Raw genomic sequence first — 16,552 nt, forward strand, 5'->3', positions numbered from 1 at the left:
TCATGCCTCGGAAATGGCGCCGTAATGTGCGCCGCCCTAAGTCTCTCTCCCGAGGATGCCCATCAGCGCATCCATTGAAAGAGGATACGAGACCCATGAGTATTGCCCCCAATTCAACTTCCCTAACCCGCAAGCGTCTCATGGCCGCTGTCGCTTCCGTTGCGGTTGCCGGCGCCATAGGAGTTGGCGCGCTGACGACTGGAACAGGGCCCGTCTTGGCGGATGCCGTGCGCGTCGAGGCGCCGCAGGTTCCGAGCTTTGCCGATGTCGTCGAGCGTGTGTCCCCCGCCGTGGTAAGCGTCAAGGTCAAGGCCAAGATCAGTCCGGCGGCGGACGATGGTTCCGACCAGTCCGATGATCAGGACGGCATGGAAAACATGCCTGACAATCCGCAGTTGCGCCGCTTCTTCAAGGAATTCCGCGGCTTTGGCGATCAAGACGGCCAAGGCGGCGGCAACAGGCGGTTCAGCCACCGCGACCGCAACCACGGCCAGCCGCGGCCTGTCGCCCAGGGTTCGGGGTTCTTCATCTCCGATGACGGCTATCTCGTCACCAACAACCACGTCGTTTCGGAGGGCTCGGCTTTCACCGTCGTGATGAGTGACGGCAAGGAACTCGACGCCAAGCTGATCGGCACCGATTCGCGCACCGACCTCGCGGTGCTCAAGGTCGATGGCGTGGGCAAGTTCACTTACGTCGATTTCGCCGACGATTCCAAGGTTCGCGTCGGCGACTGGGTCGTGGCGGTCGGCAATCCGTTCGGCCTCGGCGGCACCGTAACCGCGGGCATCGTCTCGGCCCGCGGTCGCGATATCGGCGCCGGCCCTTATGACGACTTCATCCAGATCGACGCCTCGGTCAATCGCGGCAATTCGGGTGGCCCGACCTTCAACCTCAACGGCCAAGTCGTCGGCATCAACACGGCGATCTTCTCGCCTTCCGGCGGCAGCGTCGGCATCGCCTTCGACATTCCCGCTTCCACGGCCAAGCAGGTAGTGCAGGACCTGATGAAGAGCGGCACTGTGCAGCGCGGCTGGCTCGGCGTCGAGATACAGCCCGTCACCACGGATATTGCCGAATCGCTTGGCCTCAAGTCCGAAAGCGGAGCTTTGGTCTCCAGCGCCCAGGATAACGGCCCCGGCAAGAAAGCTGGCATCACCGCAGGCGACGTGATCACGCAGGTCGACGGCAAGGATGTGGCCTCGCCGAAGGAACTGGCCCGCCTGATCGGCGCTTACCCGCCAGGCAAGTCGGTCGACGTCACGGTGTGGCGCGACGGCAAGAGCCAGTCGGTCAAGGTCGATCTCGGCACGCTCCCCTTGAGTGATAAGCAGGCTTCGGCCGATGACCAGCAGCAGCCAGCCGCTCCGGCAAAGCCTGATACGCTGGCCGATCTCGGCCTGACCGTCACCAAATCGGAAAACGGCAAGGGCCTCGTGGTCACCGATGTCGATCCCGACAGCGATGCCGCCGACCGCGGCATCCAGCCGGGCGACGTCATCACCGCCGTGAACTCCAACGAGGTGAACGGCATCGACGACGTCTCCAAAGCCATGGCCGACGCGGTCAAGTCCGGCCGCAAAGCCGTGCTGATGCAGATCACCCGCGACGACAACAACCGGTTCGTCGCGCTGCCGGTCGCCAAGGGCTGACGCCCGCCCCGAAACCAGTTTCCGGTTTCGGGATCCGACTTTTCGAGTGCGGCGGTTTCAACACCCCCGAACCGCCGCATGGGAAGCAAGGAGGGACGCGCGTTAGTTAGTCATCGCGCTTCCCCCCCCCGCGGCAGCGGGCTCCCATCGCCCGCTGCCGCGCCCATCTTGACCAGGTCGTTTTCAGCGGTCTTGCCGTCGACATCGGAGCAAGGATTTTATCGCGCACGGCCATGGATCATCCTGGTCGCGATGCGATTGGCAAAGGCCATTGATGCGGATGTCTGCCACTCAACCTTCCGGCGAAATCGCGTATAACGGTCCCATGAAGATTCTGGTCATGGAAGACGACCGCGAGGCTGCGGATTATTTGCAGAAAGCTTTCACCGAGGCTGGCCACACCGCCCATGTCGCCGGTGACGGCGAAACCGGTTTCGCACTGGCCGATGCCGGCGACTATGACGTGATGGTCATCGACCGGATGATGCCGCGCCGCGACGGCCTTTCGGTGATTGCCGGTCTTCGCTCCCGCGGCAACACCACGCCGGTGCTGATCCTCTCGGCGTTGGGCGAGGTCGATGATCGGGTAACCGGCCTGCGCGCCGGCGGCGATGACTATTTGACCAAGCCCTACGCTTTCTCCGAGCTTCTGGCCCGCGTCGAGGTGTTGAACCGACGTGCCGGCGCCAAGGAGTCGGAAACCGTCTATCGCGTTGGCGATCTGGAACTCGACAGGCTTTCGCATTCGGTCCGGCGCGCTGGGCGCGAAATCACGCTGCAGCCACGCGAATTCCGCCTGCTGGAATATTTGATGCGCCATGCCGGCCAGGTGGTGACGCGCACCATGCTGCTTGAGAATGTCTGGGACTATCATTTCGATCCGCAGACCAACGTCATCGACGTCCATGTCTCGCGGCTGCGCGGCAAGATCGAAAAGGGTTTCGACAAGCCCATCCTGCACACAGTGCGAGGCGCGGGCTATATGTTGAAAAGCGGCTAGGCCGGGGCATGGCTCTTTCCGTGCCGGCCATCATGAAGACGACGGCAGCGCGGCTTTCGGCGCTCTACCTCTTGCTCTTCGCGCTCTGCGCAGTTCTCCTGGTCTTCTACATGACCTCGCTGTCGGCGCGCATGCTGACCGCGCAGACGCAGGAAACCATCAACGACGAGGTGCTTGGTCTCGCCCGTGCCTACCAGCGCGGTGGGCTTCCGATCCTGGTGCGCGTGGTCGAGCAACGCTCCCGCCAACCGGGCGCCAACCTCTATCTGATCGCCGACACCAATGGCCAGATCCTGACGGGCAACGTCCAGAGCCTGGAGCCCGGCGTCCTGGAGACCGAGGGCTGGACCAGCAGCCCGTTCTCCTATCAACGATTTGGCGAGGGAGAACTCGAGCGACAGCGCAACCTGCCCAATGACCAGGGCACTGCTCAACCCGACCAGAGTGAAGCGCTGGCGGTTCCGGGGGAAAAGGGTCACAACGCCATCGCCCTGGTGCTTCGGCTGCCCAACCAGATGATCATGCTGGTGGGCCGTGACCTCGGCGAGCCGGAACGATTTCGCGCCGTCATCCGTCGCGCCCTGATGCTGGCACTCGGCATGATGGGGCTTGGCGGCCTCCTGATTTGGTTCTTTGTCGGCCGCGCCGCATTGAAGCGGATCGACAGCGTGTCCGAGGCAAGCCGCCGCATCATGGGTGGTGATCTTTCGGGACGGTTGCCGGTTACCGGCGCAGGCGACGAGTTCGACCGTCTTTCCGAGAATCTCAATACCATGCTGGCCAGGATCGCCACGCTGAACGAAGGTCTGAAGCAGGTCTCCGACAACATCGCGCATGATTTGAAGACGCCCTTGACGCGCCTGCGCAACCGCGCCGAAGCGACGCTCTCGGGCACGCACAAGGCCGCCGATTACCGTCAGGCGCTGGAAGCGACGATTGTCGAGTCCGACCAGCTCATAAGGACCTTCAATGCCATCCTGATGATCTCACGTCTGGAGGCGGGATATTCATCCGAAAACACCATCCGGGTCGATCTGGCGGCGGCGGTGCGCGATGTCGTCGAGCTCTATGAGCCGGTTGCGGAAGAGGGGGGCGTCTCGCTCGAAGCTGAGGTCGATGGCGCCTTCATTGTCGTCGGCAACCGGGAGCTTATCGGCCAGGCGCTGTCCAACATCGTCGACAACGCGATCAAATACTCCACCGATTCCACTTCCGCGCCCACCGTTCGGGTAACGCTTGAGCGCACCGGCGGCGAGATCAGGCTTTCCGTGCACGACAATGGCCAGGGGATCCCCGACGACACGGACCGCGCACGGGTCACCGAACGCTTCGTGCGGCTGGAGAAAAGCCGTTCCCAGCCTGGCTCCGGGCTCGGCCTCAGCCTCGCCAAGGCGGTCATGACATTCCACAATGGCCGGCTTGATCTGTTGCCTGGCAATCCCGGACTGTCCGTGGTCATGAGCTTCCCGGCGCGGGAGGATCACTGATGAACCCCGCGGCAGGGCGTGGCGAGGCGCACTGGTTGCTGCAGCCAACGGCGCGCCTCGCTCCGCTGGACGAAAACCGTGCGCGGCTGGAGCTGGCCGACATTGCAGCGGCGGCGCGGGAAGAAGGTCTGACCCGGCTGGCAGACTTCCTGGCAGGCAACGGTGCGGGCCAGGATTTTCTGGCAGCGGTCTTTGATCTGTCTCCCTTCCTGCGAGACACCGCGCGGCGGCGGCCATGCGTCCTTGACGGACTCTTGGACATGACGATCGACGCCAGGTTGAAGGCGATCGGGGCGGAAATCGACCAGGTGCATTTGACCGGGGCGGCCTCGGAGTCCGGCCTGATGAGGGAGCTGCGCCAATGGAAGGCCGAGGCGCATCTCCTCATCGCGCTGGCCGATCTTGCCGGCGAAGCCGGAACGGCGTTGACGGTGCGGCGGCTGAGCGACCTGGCAGACGCCTGTACCCGCGCCGCGGTCGATTTCCTGCTGCGCGATGCGCATAGCCAGGGCAAGCTCAACCTGCCAGACCTTAACGCCCCTTCGCTGCACTCCGGCTGGATCCTGCTTGGCATGGGCAAGCTCGGCGCGCACGAGCTGAACTTCTCCTCCGACATCGACCTCGTGGTTTTCTTCGATCCGGAAGCCCCGACCATCCTTGATCCACTCGACGCCACGGAACTGTTCTCGCGGCTGACGCGGCGTCTTGTGCGCATCCTGCAGGATCGCACCGAGAACGGCTATGTCTTCCGCACCGACCTGAGACTGCGTCCGGACCCCGGCTCGACGCCGCTGGCCATTCCCGTCGAGGCCGCGCTGCGCTACTACGAAGCGCGCGGTCAGAACTGGGAACGTGCGGCGATGATCAAGGCGCGTCCGGTGGCCGGCGATCTGGCAGCGGGCGCCGCCTTCCTCAAGGAGCTTCAGCCCTATATCTGGCGCAAATATATGGACTACGCGGCAATCGCCGACGTCCATTCCATCAAGCGACAGATCCACGCGCATAAGGGCCATGGCGAGATCGCTGTAAAGGGCCACAACGTCAAGCTCGGCCGCGGCGGCATCCGCGAGATCGAATTTTTCGTCCAAACCCAGCAACTCATCGCCGGCGGACGCTTTCCGGAACTGCGCGGGCGCGAGACCGTGCCGATGCTCGGCCAGCTTGCGGCGCGCGGATGGATCACCGCCGAAGCGCGCGACGCGCTCGCCCGCCAGTACTGGTTCCTGCGCCGCGTGGAACATGCGGTGCAGATGGTCGCCGATGAGCAGGCGCACACGCTCCCCGACGACGATGACGGGTTGGAGCGCATCGCCCGCATGCTTGGCTTCGCCGATGCCGATGCGTTCTCGCAGGTGCTCCGCGCTTCGTTGCAACAGGTCGAGCGCCACTATGCGGCGCTGTTCGAAACGGCGCCCGAACTGTCCACCGGCATCGGCAATCTCGTCTTCACCGGCGATGTCGACGATCCCGACACGTTGCGGACGCTGCATGGCCTGGGCTTCCAGCGGCCAAGCGACATCTGCCGGGTCATCCGCGGCTGGCACTTCGGCCGCTATCGCGTCACGCAGTCGGCTGAAGCACGCGAGAGGCTGACGGAGTTGACGCCGGCGCTGCTGCGGTCCTTCGGCCAGACACGACGCGCGGACGAGGCACTGATCCGCTTCGACGAATTTCTCGCAGGACTGCCAGCCGGCATCCAGCTGTTCTCACTGCTGCAGTCCAATCCGGCGCTGCTCAAGCTCCTGGCGACGATCATGGGCGCGGCACCCCGCCTGGCGGCGATCATCACCCGCCGCCCGCATGTCTTCGACGGGCTGCTTGACCCGGCGCTGCTGACGGAGCTGCCGGACCGCGCCTATCTTTCGGGGCGGCTTTCCTCCTTTCTCGAAGGCGACAGACCTTATGAGGATGTGCTCGACCGGCTTCGCATCTTTGCTTCGGAGCAGAAATTCCTGATCGGGGTCAGGCTGCTCGCCGGTTCGATCGATCCGACCCGCGCCGGCCACGCCTTTTCCGATCTCGCCGATCTCACCATCGAGGCCGCGTTGCGGGCGGTGACAACCGAGTTCGCCGCACGCCACGGTACGATCGCCGGCGGCAAGGTCTCGCTGCTTGGGATGGGGAAGCTCGGCAGCCGCGAGCTGACCGCAGGCTCGGATGTCGATCTCATCCTCCTCTACGACCATGACGCAGAAGCCGAAGAGTCCGATGGCGGCAAGCCGCTCGCGCCTTCGCACTATTACAGCCGCATGACACAGCGGCTAATATCGGCTGTTTCCGCGCCGACCGCCGAGGGGGTGCTCTACGAGCTTGACCTGCGCCTGCGGCCGTCCGGCAACAAGGGTCCTGTAGCCACGCACATCGACGCGTTCAGGAAGTATCAGCGCGAGCAGGCCTGGACCTGGGAGCACATGGCGCTGTCGCGGGCGCGCGCCATTGCAGGCGACGCCAGCCTGTGCGGCGAGGTCGAGGCGGAAGTCGCCGCGGTGCTTGGCGAGCCGCGCGACGCGGCGAAGGTGAAGGCCGAGGCCGCGGAAATGCGCGCCATGATCGAGGCCGAAAAGCCGCCGCGTGACCTATGGGACATCAAGCTCATTCCCGGTGGTCTGATCGATCTCGAATTCATCGCTCAGGTGGCTGTCATCACCGGGCAGGACGAAGCTGGACCGCGTGGCCCCAGCACCGCCGAAATCCTGTCTCGTCTGGCGCCCCACTTCGCCAATACCGGGATCAGGCAGGAGCTTGTCGATGCCTATGCGCTCTATCTGGCGCTGACCCAGATGATCCGGCTGTGCCTCACTGGGGCCTTCGAACGCGATGACGTTCCGCCGGGGCTTTCGGATTTGCTTCTGGCGGTCACCGACCTGCCGGATTTCGGTGTGCTGGAAGCACATCTCATGGAGACGTCCCGGAAGGTCAGGAAGGATTTCGACCTTCTGCTACGGGCCGCGCGACCGCGATGACCGGCCGGCAGCCATCAAAGTAGTCACGCCGGAGCAAGCATCGCCGTATCAGGCCGCCGCCTTCACCGCGGGCATGGACTTCTTCGCCGGGATGCGCACCGAAACGATGGTACCGACGCCTGCGGTCGAACGGATCTTCAGCGCGCCGCCCTGAAGCTCGGCCAGCGACCGCGAGATTGCGAGGCCGAGGCCGGACCCCGCGTGGTTCTTGGAAAACTGGTTCTGCACCTGTTCGAAGGGTCGCCCAAGCTTGCCCAGTGCTTCCTTGGGGATACCGCAGCCATTGTCCTCGATCGTCAGGACCAAAGCGCCTGAAGTGTTGCGCGCCCTGACCGATATCTGGCCGCCCTGGCCGGTGAACTTCACTGCATTGGACAGAAGGTTGATGATGATCTGCTTGATCGCCCGGCGATCGGCGAACAGCGTCAATGCGTCGGCGATGCGCGTGTTCACGGTAATCTGTTTCTGCGCTGCTTGCAGCGACACGACGCGCACCGTTTCGCTGATCAGCGGGCCGAGGTCGATCTCTTCCCGGTCCAACGAGAACTGGCCGGCCTCGATCTTGGACATGTCGAGAATGTCGTTGATGACACCCAGCAGATATTTGCCGCTGCTGTTGATGTCGGTGGCATATTCCTCATAGCGCTCCGACCCCAGCGGCCCAAACAGCCTTTGTTCCATCAGCTCGGAGAAGCCGATGATGGCGTTCAGAGGCGTGCGCAATTCATGGGACATGTTGGCCAGGAACTCGGACTTGGCCCGGTTAGCAGCTTCTGCCCGTTCGGTTTCCTTCATGTATTTGCGGTTGAGGTCCACCAATTCGCGCGAGCGCTCCTCTTCGGCGCGCCGCGCGAGGCTGAGATCATGGATCGTCGCCATCAACCGGCGCTCGCTGTCGACCAACTTGTCCTGATGCAGCTTGATCTGGGTAATGTCGGAGCCGACCGAGACGATGCCGCCGTCGCGGGTCCTCAGTTCGTTGACCTGCAGCCAGCGGCCGTCGGCCAATTGCCGTTCGAAAGTCGCGCCGCCTTGCAGACCGCTGGTGTTGGCGAGCCGCCGCTCGGAAGCAAAGGCCAGCATGCGGTCCTCCAGCACGGCGCGCGGGGTACCTGGCATCACATCGCGGTCCGAAAGCCCATTGTCCTGCTGGTACTTGGAATTGCACATGATCAAGTGCTGGGCCGAATCCCACAGCACGAAGGATTCATTGATGTTCTCGATCGCTGTCCTGAGGCGAAGGTCGGCGGCCTCCGAACGCAACGCCAGATGCCGTTGCTCGGTGACGTCGACGGCGATGCCGATCAGCTGGATCTCCGGCGCTTCGGGATCGATAACCTGCGCCCTGGCGCGCATCCATACCCACTGGCCGTCGGCATGCCGCATCCGGAACACCTGGTCGATATGGTCGATCTCGCGGGCAACGATCCTGTTGGCGAGCTCGAACAAATCGCCGTCCTCGGGATGGATGATCTCGTCGACCTCTCCGAAAGACAGCATCGTGGTGCAAGGCTCGTAGCCCAGCATGTCGTACATCGAGCGCGACCAGTACATCTTGCCGCGAACCATGTCCCAGTCCCACAGGCCGCAGCGGCCGCGAACCAGGGCCATGTCGATACGCTGATGGGCTTCGAGGTAGATGCGGTCGGCCGCCTGCGCGCGCGAGGCCTGTCCAAAGTAGGCGTAGAGAATGATGATCAGCACGCCGGCCGTCAGCACGAACAGCGTCACGTTGAGCGAGACCGTCTTGCGCCAGGCGTCGTAAACAGCATCCTGGGGAACCAGCGCCGCCGCGGCCCCTTTGCGATCATTCGCCAGGCTGACGGCTGCGTACCAGTCCTGGCCGCCGATATTGACCTCCATGACGCCGGCGCGATCGCCGAACATGAAAAGGGGCTGGCCGCCCTGGACGAGACCGTCGAGCGAATGGCCTTGCCATGGGACGGAGCGCGGTGTCACCGCAACGATCTTGAACGCACTGTCGGTGATGACCAGCACATGGCTGCGCCCCATCGCTCCCTGGCGGCTGGTGGTCTCCAGCAGGTCCTGTATGGCGCCCGGCACCGTGTCGGAGGTTGTGGCGAGCGAACTGGCCAGTTGGCCCGCCGCCAGCGTGAGGATGGCCTTTGCGTCGCGCTCGACATCGTCCCGCTCGTTCATCAACGACAGGACGCGCAGCGCCGCTATCACGACAAGGAACGTGATGATGAGAGCTGGGATCGACCGGCGCAGCAATGGTTCGGCGGCCAGAAGCCGCCGGTAGGCCGGCTCGGCGATGAGCCGCGTATTTCCGGCAAGGCCGTCGCTTCGCGTTTCGCGATGCGCAAAGGCCTTCCCTCCGGGCGCGCCCCACGCGTCCGCCTTCGCCATAAATGGCACTCCCCGAATTTGCCGATGCTGCTTGGTGATCCGGCAAACGCCGCACTTCCGAATCGTCAGTAAAGAATCAAACGTGATTCGCCTTGTCCAGTGGCGCGGCCAAAAAACATTAAAAATCGACTAAAATAATGGCTTTTGGCCCTGCGGCCGCTCAGGCGAGCGTGCGCTCCACGATATCGCGCAGATCCGCCGACAGATTTTCGGTATTGGCGATGAAAAGCAGCGCCTCCCGGGCCTTGTCCTGCCGGCCAGGTTCGAGCGAACGCCACGACCTGAGCGCCGTCGCCAGGCGCGCGGCCACTTGCGGGTTGCGCTTTTCCACCTCGAGCACTATCCGCGAGAAGAATCTGTACCCTTCGCCGTCCGCGCGGTGGAACCCGATCTGGTTAGCGCTGAAGAATGTGCCGATCAGCGATCGCACCCGGTTCGGGTTAGACAGCGAGAAGGCGGGATGAGCGGTCAGTGCCCGAACCGTCTCGACGGTCTGATAGCCGGGCACGCTGGCCTGGATCTGGAACCATTTGTCCATCACCAGGGCGTCCGACTCGTATGTTGTCTCGAATGCGGCCAGTGCCGCCGTTGCTTCATGAGAACCGTGGTGACGATGGGCGAGCACGGCGAGTGCCGCCGCGCGGTCGGTCATGTTGGTCGCCGAATGGAAATGGTCGGCCGCCAAGGCGGGGCCGCCGGGCGAGAGCGCCAGATAGTCGAGCAGGGTGTTGCGCAGGGCGCGCCGCCCGGCGCTCGTTGCGTCGGGGCTGAACGCGGCCTTGTCGGCAAGCCCCTCGTAGAGGGAGGAAAATGCTTCCCGGTTGGCGCTGCCGATCGCCAAGGCCAGCGCTTCCCTGGCCGTATGAATGGCGTCAGGATTGATGTTGTTGCCGATATCACGGGCGATGTCGGCCTCGCTCGGCAGCCCCAGTGCAAGGGCCCGGTAGGCGGGTTCCAGCGTCTCGTCGCCGGCGATGTCGCCGGCCAGTCCCGTCAGGCGCCTCGCGAAGGCGTGTTGCTTGCCGTCCAGGGTCTGGCGGACAGCGGCGATCAGCGTGTCAGTCAGCAGCGTGTTGAAGGCCTGCCAGCGGGAAAAGGCGTCGCTGTCATGGCGAGCCAGGAAGAACTGGTCGTCGGCCTTTTGCTCGACCGAAAGCGTCACCGGCGCAGAGAAACCGCGATTGAGCGACACCGCGGGGCGCTCGGACACGCCTGAGAAACGAATAACATGGCGGCGTTTGCGGATGTGGATGACGCCGCCCTCTACGCTTGCGCCCTCGACGCCTCCATAAGCCACGGGCTCGCCCCCGGCGCCGATCAGGCCGAAGGCGAGGGGGATGTGCATCAGCCGCTTGCGGCTTTCGTACGGTGTCGGCGGCACCGACTGTTCTATCTCCAGGATAAATTCCCGCGCAGCCGGATTGTGCTTCGAACTGACGGTCAGATTGGGCGTGCCCGCCTGATGGTACCAAAGCGAGAACTGGGAGAGATCGCGGCCAGATGCATCCTCGAAGACTTGCAGGAAATCCTCGATTGTCGCTGCCTGGCCGTCATGGCGCTCGAAATAAAGATCCATGCCTGCGCGGAACGCATCGCTCCCGAGAATAGTGCGGATCATGCGCACGACTTCCGAGCCCTTTTCGTAGACCGTCGCCGTATAGAAATTGTTGATCTCGCGGTAGCGGCGCGGTCTCACCGGATGCGCCAGCGGCCCCTGGTCCTCGGGAAACTGGTGCGCGCGCAAGGTGCGGACTTCGGCGATGCGCTTGACCGCGCGCGAGCGCTGGTCGGCGGAGAACTCATGGTCGCGAAAGACAGTGAGACCTTCTTTCAGGCAAAGCTGGAACCAGTCGCGGCAAGTGATTCTGTTGCCTGTCCAATTGTGAAAATATTCATGCGCAATAATGGCTTCGATGTTGGCGAAATCGGCATCCGTCGCCGTTTCCCGGTCGGCCAGCACATATTTGTCGTTGAAGACGTTGAGGCCCTTGTTTTCCATCGCACCCATGTTGAAGTCCGACACGGCGACGATGTTGAAGACGTCGAGGTCATATTCCCGGCCGAACTTCTCCTCATCCCATTTCATCGACCGCTTCAGGGCGTCCATTGCGTAACCCGCCAGCCGTTCCTTTCCGGGCTCGACATAGATGCCGAGCTCGACATCGCGTCCGGACAGGGTTACGAAACTGTCGGCGACCTTGCCCAGATTCCCGGCCACCAGAGCAAACAGGTAGGATGGCTTGGGGAAGGGGTCGTGCCACGCTGCGTAGTGCCAGCCGTCGCCGATATCGCCCTTGTCGATAGGGTTGCCGTTGGAAAGCAGCAGGGGCGCCTCGTCGCGCAGGGCCTCGATCCGCACCGTGTAGACCGAAAGGATATCCGGCCGGTCCAGGAAATAGGTGATGCGCCGAAAGCCCTCGGCCTCGCATTGCGTGCAATAGACGTTGCTGGACCGATAAAGGCCCATCAGGGCCTCATTGCCGGCCGGCGCCAGCTCGGTCTCCATGGTGAGCTGGAAAACGCTCGCGGCGGGCGGCTTGAGGATAGTCAGGCGGTCCGGCGTCACCAGGAGGTCGGCCTGCTCGACCGACTTGCCGTCGATCTCGACGCGATTGAGTTTCAGCCCGTCACCATCAAGCACCAGGGGAGCCGAAACCGCTGCTGCATCACGGCGTTCGACCGTCAGCACGGCAGTCACACGGGTTGCTTCGGGCGAAAGACGGAAGGTCAGGTTGGTTTGTGGAATGAGGTAGTCGGTGGGGCGGTAGTCTTCGAGCCTGAAGACCTGGCCGGTGTCCGTGCGCATTCCCTGGGTTTTCCTGTCGACTGTATTGGGCGCCGATCGCTTCCGCCGGTCCAAAAATTTGAAGTCCGCGCTCTTTACACGAAACGGTCTCTCGACAAAACTCAGCCGAAGCCTATTTCAGGCATTCATCTCCCACCATCATCGCGAGGCATCCATGACCGTCGTCACGCCGAAATTCGGAATGGGCGCCTCTGTGCTGAGGCGCGAGGACGCCGCCTTCATCAAGGGACAGGGCCGCTACACGGATGACATCCAACCGGCTGGCGTCTTGCATGGCTATGTCGTCCGGTCGCCTGTCGCAAAAGCAAGGTTCACCGTCGGATCTACCGACGCTGCGAAGGCAGCCGAAGGTGTCCACCTTGTGTTGACCGGCGCGGACCTCGCTCATCTGGGTGATCTCAAATCCGGCGCCATGCAGGCGCAGCCTGATGGCACCAAGGCGCCGACGCGCGACATTCCCGTTCTATGCCGCGACCGCGTGCAGTATGTCGGCGATGCTGTCGCCTTCGTGGTCGCCGACAGTCGCGCCCTGGCGCAAGACGCCGCCGATCTGATCGATGTCGATTATGATGCCGAGGACGCCGCCTCAGGCACCGCGTCGGCGCTTGCAGAACAAACGCCACTGGTTTGGCCGGAACTCGGCTCCAACCGCGCTTTTTCCTATCACATGGGCGACCAGGCAAAGACCGAGGCGGCTTTCGCCAAGGCTGCCCACGTCACCCGCATCGACTTCGTCAACAACCGGCTGGTCTGCAACTATATGGAGCCGCGCTCGGCAATCGGCGAGTGGAATGAGCAGGAGAAGCGCTTCGTGCTGACCACTGGGTCGCAGGGCGTGCATTCGATGCAGAAAATTCTGGCCGGCCTGTTCAACGTCAAGAAGGATCAGTTGCGCGTCATCACGCCGGATGTCGGCGGCGGTTTTGGACCCAAGGCCTTCGTCTACCGCGAATATCCGCTGGTGATGGAGGCGGCCAAACGGCTCGGCCGCCCCGTCAAATGGGCTGGCGACCGAACCGAGCACTTCCTGACCGACGCGCAAGGCCGCGACAATGTCGTGACGGCCGAGATGGCGCTGGACAAGGACGGCCGCTTCCTTGGCATGAAGGTGGAGCTGCTTGCCAATATCGGCGCCTATGTCTCCCAATATGGGCCGTTCATTCCCTATATCGGCGTCACCATGTCGACGGGCGTGTACGACATCCCGGCTCTGGATGTCTCCGTGACGGGGCTTTACACCAACACCTGCCCGGTCGATGCCTATCGCGGCGCTGGCCGGCCGGAAGCGGCTTTCCTGCTGGAAAAGCTGGTCGATGCGTGCGCCCACGATCTCGGCCTGCCGGTGGATGAGATCCGCCGCCGCAACTTCATCCGGCCCGAGCAGTTTCCGTACCGCACACAGACCGGTCGCCTTTATGACAATGGTGAATTCGCCGGCCATATGGACCGGGCCATTGAACAGTCGGAATGGAAGGCTTTTGCGCAGCGGCTCGCGAAGTCGAAGGCTGACGGCAAGATCCGCGGCATTGGCATGGCGACCTATATCGAGGCCTGCGCTTTTCCAGGTTCGGAACCGGCCTTCGTCGAGCTCAATGGAGACGGTTCCGTCACGTTGAAAATCGGCACCCAGACCAATGGTCAGGGACACGCGACCGCCTACGCGCAATTCCTGTCGGAGAAGCTCAACCTCGACATTGACAAGATCCATGTCCGCCAGGGCGATACGGACGAATTGAAGGCCGGCGGCGGCACCGGCGGCTCGCGATCCATTCCACTCGGCGGCGTTTCGGCGTCGCGCGCCGGCGAGGACCTGGCCAACAAGATCAAACGCATCGCCGCCGATGAACTGGAAGCGTCGGCCGGAGACATCGAACTGGCCGACGGCGTTGCGCGCATTGTCGGCACCGATCGCACGATCGACTTTTCGAGCATCGCCAAGGCCGCCAAGACACCAGATGATCTCAAGGGCTTTGGCGAATTCGTCCAGGACGAGTGCACCTACCCGAACGGCACCCATATCTGCGAGGTCGAGATCGATCCGGACACAGGCGCGACCGAGATCGTCCGCTATACGATCGTCGATGATTTCGGAGTGACCGTAAATCCGGTCCTGCTCGCCGGCCAGGTGCATGGTGGGGTGGTGCAGGGCATCGGCCAGGCGCTGACCGAGGACACGGTTTATGGCGAGGATGGACAGCTGCTGACGGCGAGCTTCATGGATTACGCCATGCCACGCGCCGACAATTTCCCGTTCTTCCATTTCGAGACCCGCAACGTGCCTTCGACCACCAATGCGCTCGGCATCAAGGGCGCGGGCGAGGCCGGCACGATCGGCTCGACGCCGGCCGCACTTAATGCCGTGACCGATGCGCTCTGGCGCGAATATGGGGTGAAACACATTGAGATGCCGGCGACGCCGGCACGCATCTGGGCGACGATCCGGGAAGCCACGGGAGCGTGACGGCCAGGCCAGGCATTCCGGCGGTAGCCGCGGCTCACCATGCCGTCGGACAGAACGTTCTCACAGGTATCATGCTCAAGATCGTCTCGGTGGCGGTGTTCGTTGGCATGTCGAGCTGCATCAAGGCGGCCGGCACCGTGCCCGCGGGCCAGATCGTCTTCTTCCGCTCTTTCTTCGCGATTTTTCCGATCATCGTCTTTCTCGCCTTCAAAGGACAACTCGGCACCGCATTCACGACCAGTCGTCCGCTCAATCACGTTGCGCGCGGCGTTGTCGGCGTCTGCTCCATGGGGCTCAGTTTCTTCGCGCTGACGCGGTTGCCGCTACCGGAGGCCATCACGCTTAACTACGCACAGCCGCTGCTGGTCGTGGTGTTCAGCTCGATCTTCCTGGGCGAAGCGATCCGTATCTATCGCTGGAGCGCGGTTGCGGTTGGCCTTATCGGCGTCGTGGTGATTTCATGGCCGGAACTGACGCTTCTGAATTCGGGCGCCGCTCTTGGTGACCAGGAAGTCCTTGGCGTCGTCGCGGCACTTGTTTCAGCAGCGATTGCCGCGAACGCCATTCTACTCGTCCGTAACCTTGTCCAGACCGAAAGGACCGCGACCATCGTGCTCTGGTTCTCGGCAACGGCGAGTGTGGCTGGGCTGTTGTCGCTGCCTTTTGGCTGGCAGGCACTCACACCGTCGCAGGCGGGCCTGCTGGTCGCTGCGGGTTTCTGTGGCGGGCTGGCGCAGATTCTGATGACGGCCGCCTACCGCCACGCCGAGGCGTCGGTTGTAGCACCTTTCGAATACACCTCAATGATCCTTGCCGTCGTGGTCGGTTATTTCGCCTTTGGCGATGTCGCCACGCTCAATACACTCGTCGGTGGCGTGATCGTCGTTGCCGCCGGCCTCTTCATCATCTGGCGTGAGCGCCAGCTCGGGCTGGAGCGCACCCGCACTCGGCAGGCAGCGCCGCCGCAGGGGTGATCAGGACTGCCCCGCGCGCTCGCTTGCCAGCCGCACGAGCACAGCCCTTGTCTGCTCGTCGGCCGGAAAGAAGGATTCGATGGCCAGTTCCGACAATGTCACGTCCAGCGGCGTGCCGAAGACGGTTATGGTGCTAATGAACGACAGCACTTGATCGCCATGCGCCAGTCTGAGCGGGTGAAAGATGGGGTTCGCCGCGAGGGGCGCGGGCCGGCCGGCCTTGGCCCCGGATGGGTAACGCCGCAGTTCGCGCTCCAGTTCGATCAGTTCAGCGTCGCCGCTCGCATCGTTCTGGTGATTGAGGCGCTGGAGCAGGTGCGCTCGCCATTCCCAAAGATTGACGATGCGCGATGCTATGCCGCCCGGATGCAGGCTGAGGCGGAGCACGTTGACCGGCGGCGTTAGCAGAGAGGCTTCCTTCACGTCGGCAAGCAATGGCGCGACGGCCGCATTTGCCATGACCAGGTTCCAGTGCCGGTCCACAGCAAGCGCCGGGAAGGGCTCGTGTCCCTTGAGCACCATCTCCACGGCGGCCATCGCCGGCGCCATCGTCGCGTCGCCGAGCGACCGTTCGCTGAAACTCGGCGCGAAGCCCGCCGCAAGCAGCAGCCGGTTTCGGTGCCTGAGGGGGATCGACAATTGTTCGGCAAGATGCAGTACCATCTCGCGAGAAGGCGCCGCACGCCCGCTTTCGACAAAGCTCAGATGTCGCTGTGAAATCTCGGCTTCCATGGCGAGGTCGAGCTGCGACATGCGACGGCGCGTCCGCCATTCGCGGATAAGGCCGCCGGCGCTGATTTCTGCTGTGGTCATATGCCACGACTAGAGCGCTGGGAGAA

9 protein-coding genes are annotated in these 16,552 nt (G+C 63.3%); 6 read left to right on the plus strand and 3 right to left on the minus strand.

The genetic code is table 11. The annotated features are described in order from the left end of the window. Nucleotides 1-95: 95 nt before the first annotated feature. The 4 genes from LB513_RS03605 (at nucleotide 96) to LB513_RS03620 (ending at nucleotide 7,102) form a co-directional block, all read left to right on the plus strand. Complete coding sequence (locus LB513_RS03605) at nucleotides 96-1,652, plus strand: Do family serine endopeptidase (protein WP_224662095.1); 1,557 nt, start codon at nucleotides 96-98, stop codon at nucleotides 1,650-1,652. 325 nt (nucleotides 1,653-1,977) lie between these two features. After that, the gene (locus LB513_RS03610) at nucleotides 1,978-2,652 is read left to right on the plus strand and encodes a response regulator transcription factor (protein WP_224662096.1); all 675 of its coding nucleotides are present in this window, start codon (nucleotides 1,978-1,980) and stop codon (nucleotides 2,650-2,652) included. A gap of 8 nt (nucleotides 2,653-2,660) precedes the next feature. After that, on the plus strand, nucleotides 2,661-4,139 hold the full coding sequence (locus LB513_RS03615) for a sensor histidine kinase (RefSeq protein ID WP_224662097.1): 1,479 nt from the start codon (nucleotides 2,661-2,663) through the stop codon (nucleotides 4,137-4,139). Further along, a complete protein-coding gene (locus tag LB513_RS03620) occupies nucleotides 4,139-7,102 on the plus strand; it encodes a bifunctional [glutamine synthetase] adenylyltransferase/[glutamine synthetase]-adenylyl-L-tyrosine phosphorylase (RefSeq protein ID WP_224662098.1) in 2,964 nt (987 codons plus the stop codon). The genes LB513_RS03615 and LB513_RS03620 overlap by 1 nt, the downstream gene beginning before the upstream one ends. A 48-nt stretch (nucleotides 7,103-7,150) precedes the next feature. On the opposite strand, the gene LB513_RS03625 is transcribed toward LB513_RS03620, so the two are convergent. Further along, nucleotides 7,151-9,472, minus strand: coding sequence for a PAS domain-containing sensor histidine kinase (locus tag LB513_RS03625; protein ID WP_224662099.1), 2,322 nt, complete (start codon nucleotides 9,470-9,472; stop codon nucleotides 7,151-7,153). Between the two features lie 160 nt (nucleotides 9,473-9,632). Further along, nucleotides 9,633-12,278, minus strand: coding sequence for an aminopeptidase N (pepN, locus tag LB513_RS03630; protein WP_224662100.1), 2,646 nt, complete (start codon nucleotides 12,276-12,278; stop codon nucleotides 9,633-9,635). A 154-nt stretch (nucleotides 12,279-12,432) separates the two neighbouring features. Between pepN and LB513_RS03635 the strand changes: the two genes are divergently transcribed. Together LB513_RS03635 and LB513_RS03640 are read left to right on the plus strand one after the other, a co-directional pair. Next, entirely contained in the window at nucleotides 12,433-14,739 is a 2,307-nt protein-coding gene (locus LB513_RS03635) for a xanthine dehydrogenase family protein molybdopterin-binding subunit (protein ID WP_224662101.1), read from the plus strand. Then, complete coding sequence (locus LB513_RS03640; protein WP_224662102.1) at nucleotides 14,736-15,713, plus strand: DMT family transporter; 978 nt, start codon at nucleotides 14,736-14,738, stop codon at nucleotides 15,711-15,713. The genes LB513_RS03635 and LB513_RS03640 overlap by 4 nt, the downstream gene beginning before the upstream one ends. Here LB513_RS03640 and LB513_RS03645 read toward each other — a convergent pair whose 3' ends face one another. Then, the gene (locus LB513_RS03645) at nucleotides 15,714-16,526 is read right to left on the minus strand and encodes a helix-turn-helix domain-containing protein (RefSeq protein WP_224662103.1); all 813 of its coding nucleotides are present in this window, start codon (nucleotides 16,524-16,526) and stop codon (nucleotides 15,714-15,716) included. Nucleotides 16,527-16,552 lie beyond the last annotated feature (26 nt).

It is taken from the genome of Mesorhizobium sp. ES1-1, assembly GCF_020164785.1.
In the GTDB taxonomy this organism is placed as follows: Bacteria; Pseudomonadota; Alphaproteobacteria; order Rhizobiales; family Rhizobiaceae; genus Mesorhizobium.

What these genes read in the sequence shown, in the direction of transcription:
- LB513_RS03605 (WP_224662095.1), top strand. Translation starts at nt 96, where the DNA reads ATGAGTATTGCCCCCAATTCAACTTCCCTAACCCGCAAGCGTCTCATG.
- LB513_RS03610 (WP_224662096.1), top strand. Translation starts at nt 1,978, where the DNA reads ATGAAGATTCTGGTCATGGAAGACGACCGCGAGGCTGCGGATTATTTG.
- LB513_RS03615 (WP_224662097.1), top strand. Translation starts at nt 2,661, where the DNA reads ATGGCTCTTTCCGTGCCGGCCATCATGAAGACGACGGCAGCGCGGCTT.
- LB513_RS03620 (WP_224662098.1), top strand. Translation starts at nt 4,139, where the DNA reads ATGAACCCCGCGGCAGGGCGTGGCGAGGCGCACTGGTTGCTGCAGCCA.
- LB513_RS03625 (WP_224662099.1), bottom strand. Translation starts at nt 9,472, where the DNA reads ATGGCGAAGGCGGACGCGTGGGGCGCGCCCGGAGGGAAGGCCTTTGCG.
- pepN (WP_224662100.1), bottom strand. Translation starts at nt 12,278, where the DNA reads ATGCGCACGGACACCGGCCAGGTCTTCAGGCTCGAAGACTACCGCCCC.
- LB513_RS03635 (WP_224662101.1), top strand. Translation starts at nt 12,433, where the DNA reads ATGACCGTCGTCACGCCGAAATTCGGAATGGGCGCCTCTGTGCTGAGG.
- LB513_RS03645 (WP_224662103.1), bottom strand. Translation starts at nt 16,526, where the DNA reads ATGACCACAGCAGAAATCAGCGCCGGCGGCCTTATCCGCGAATGGCGG.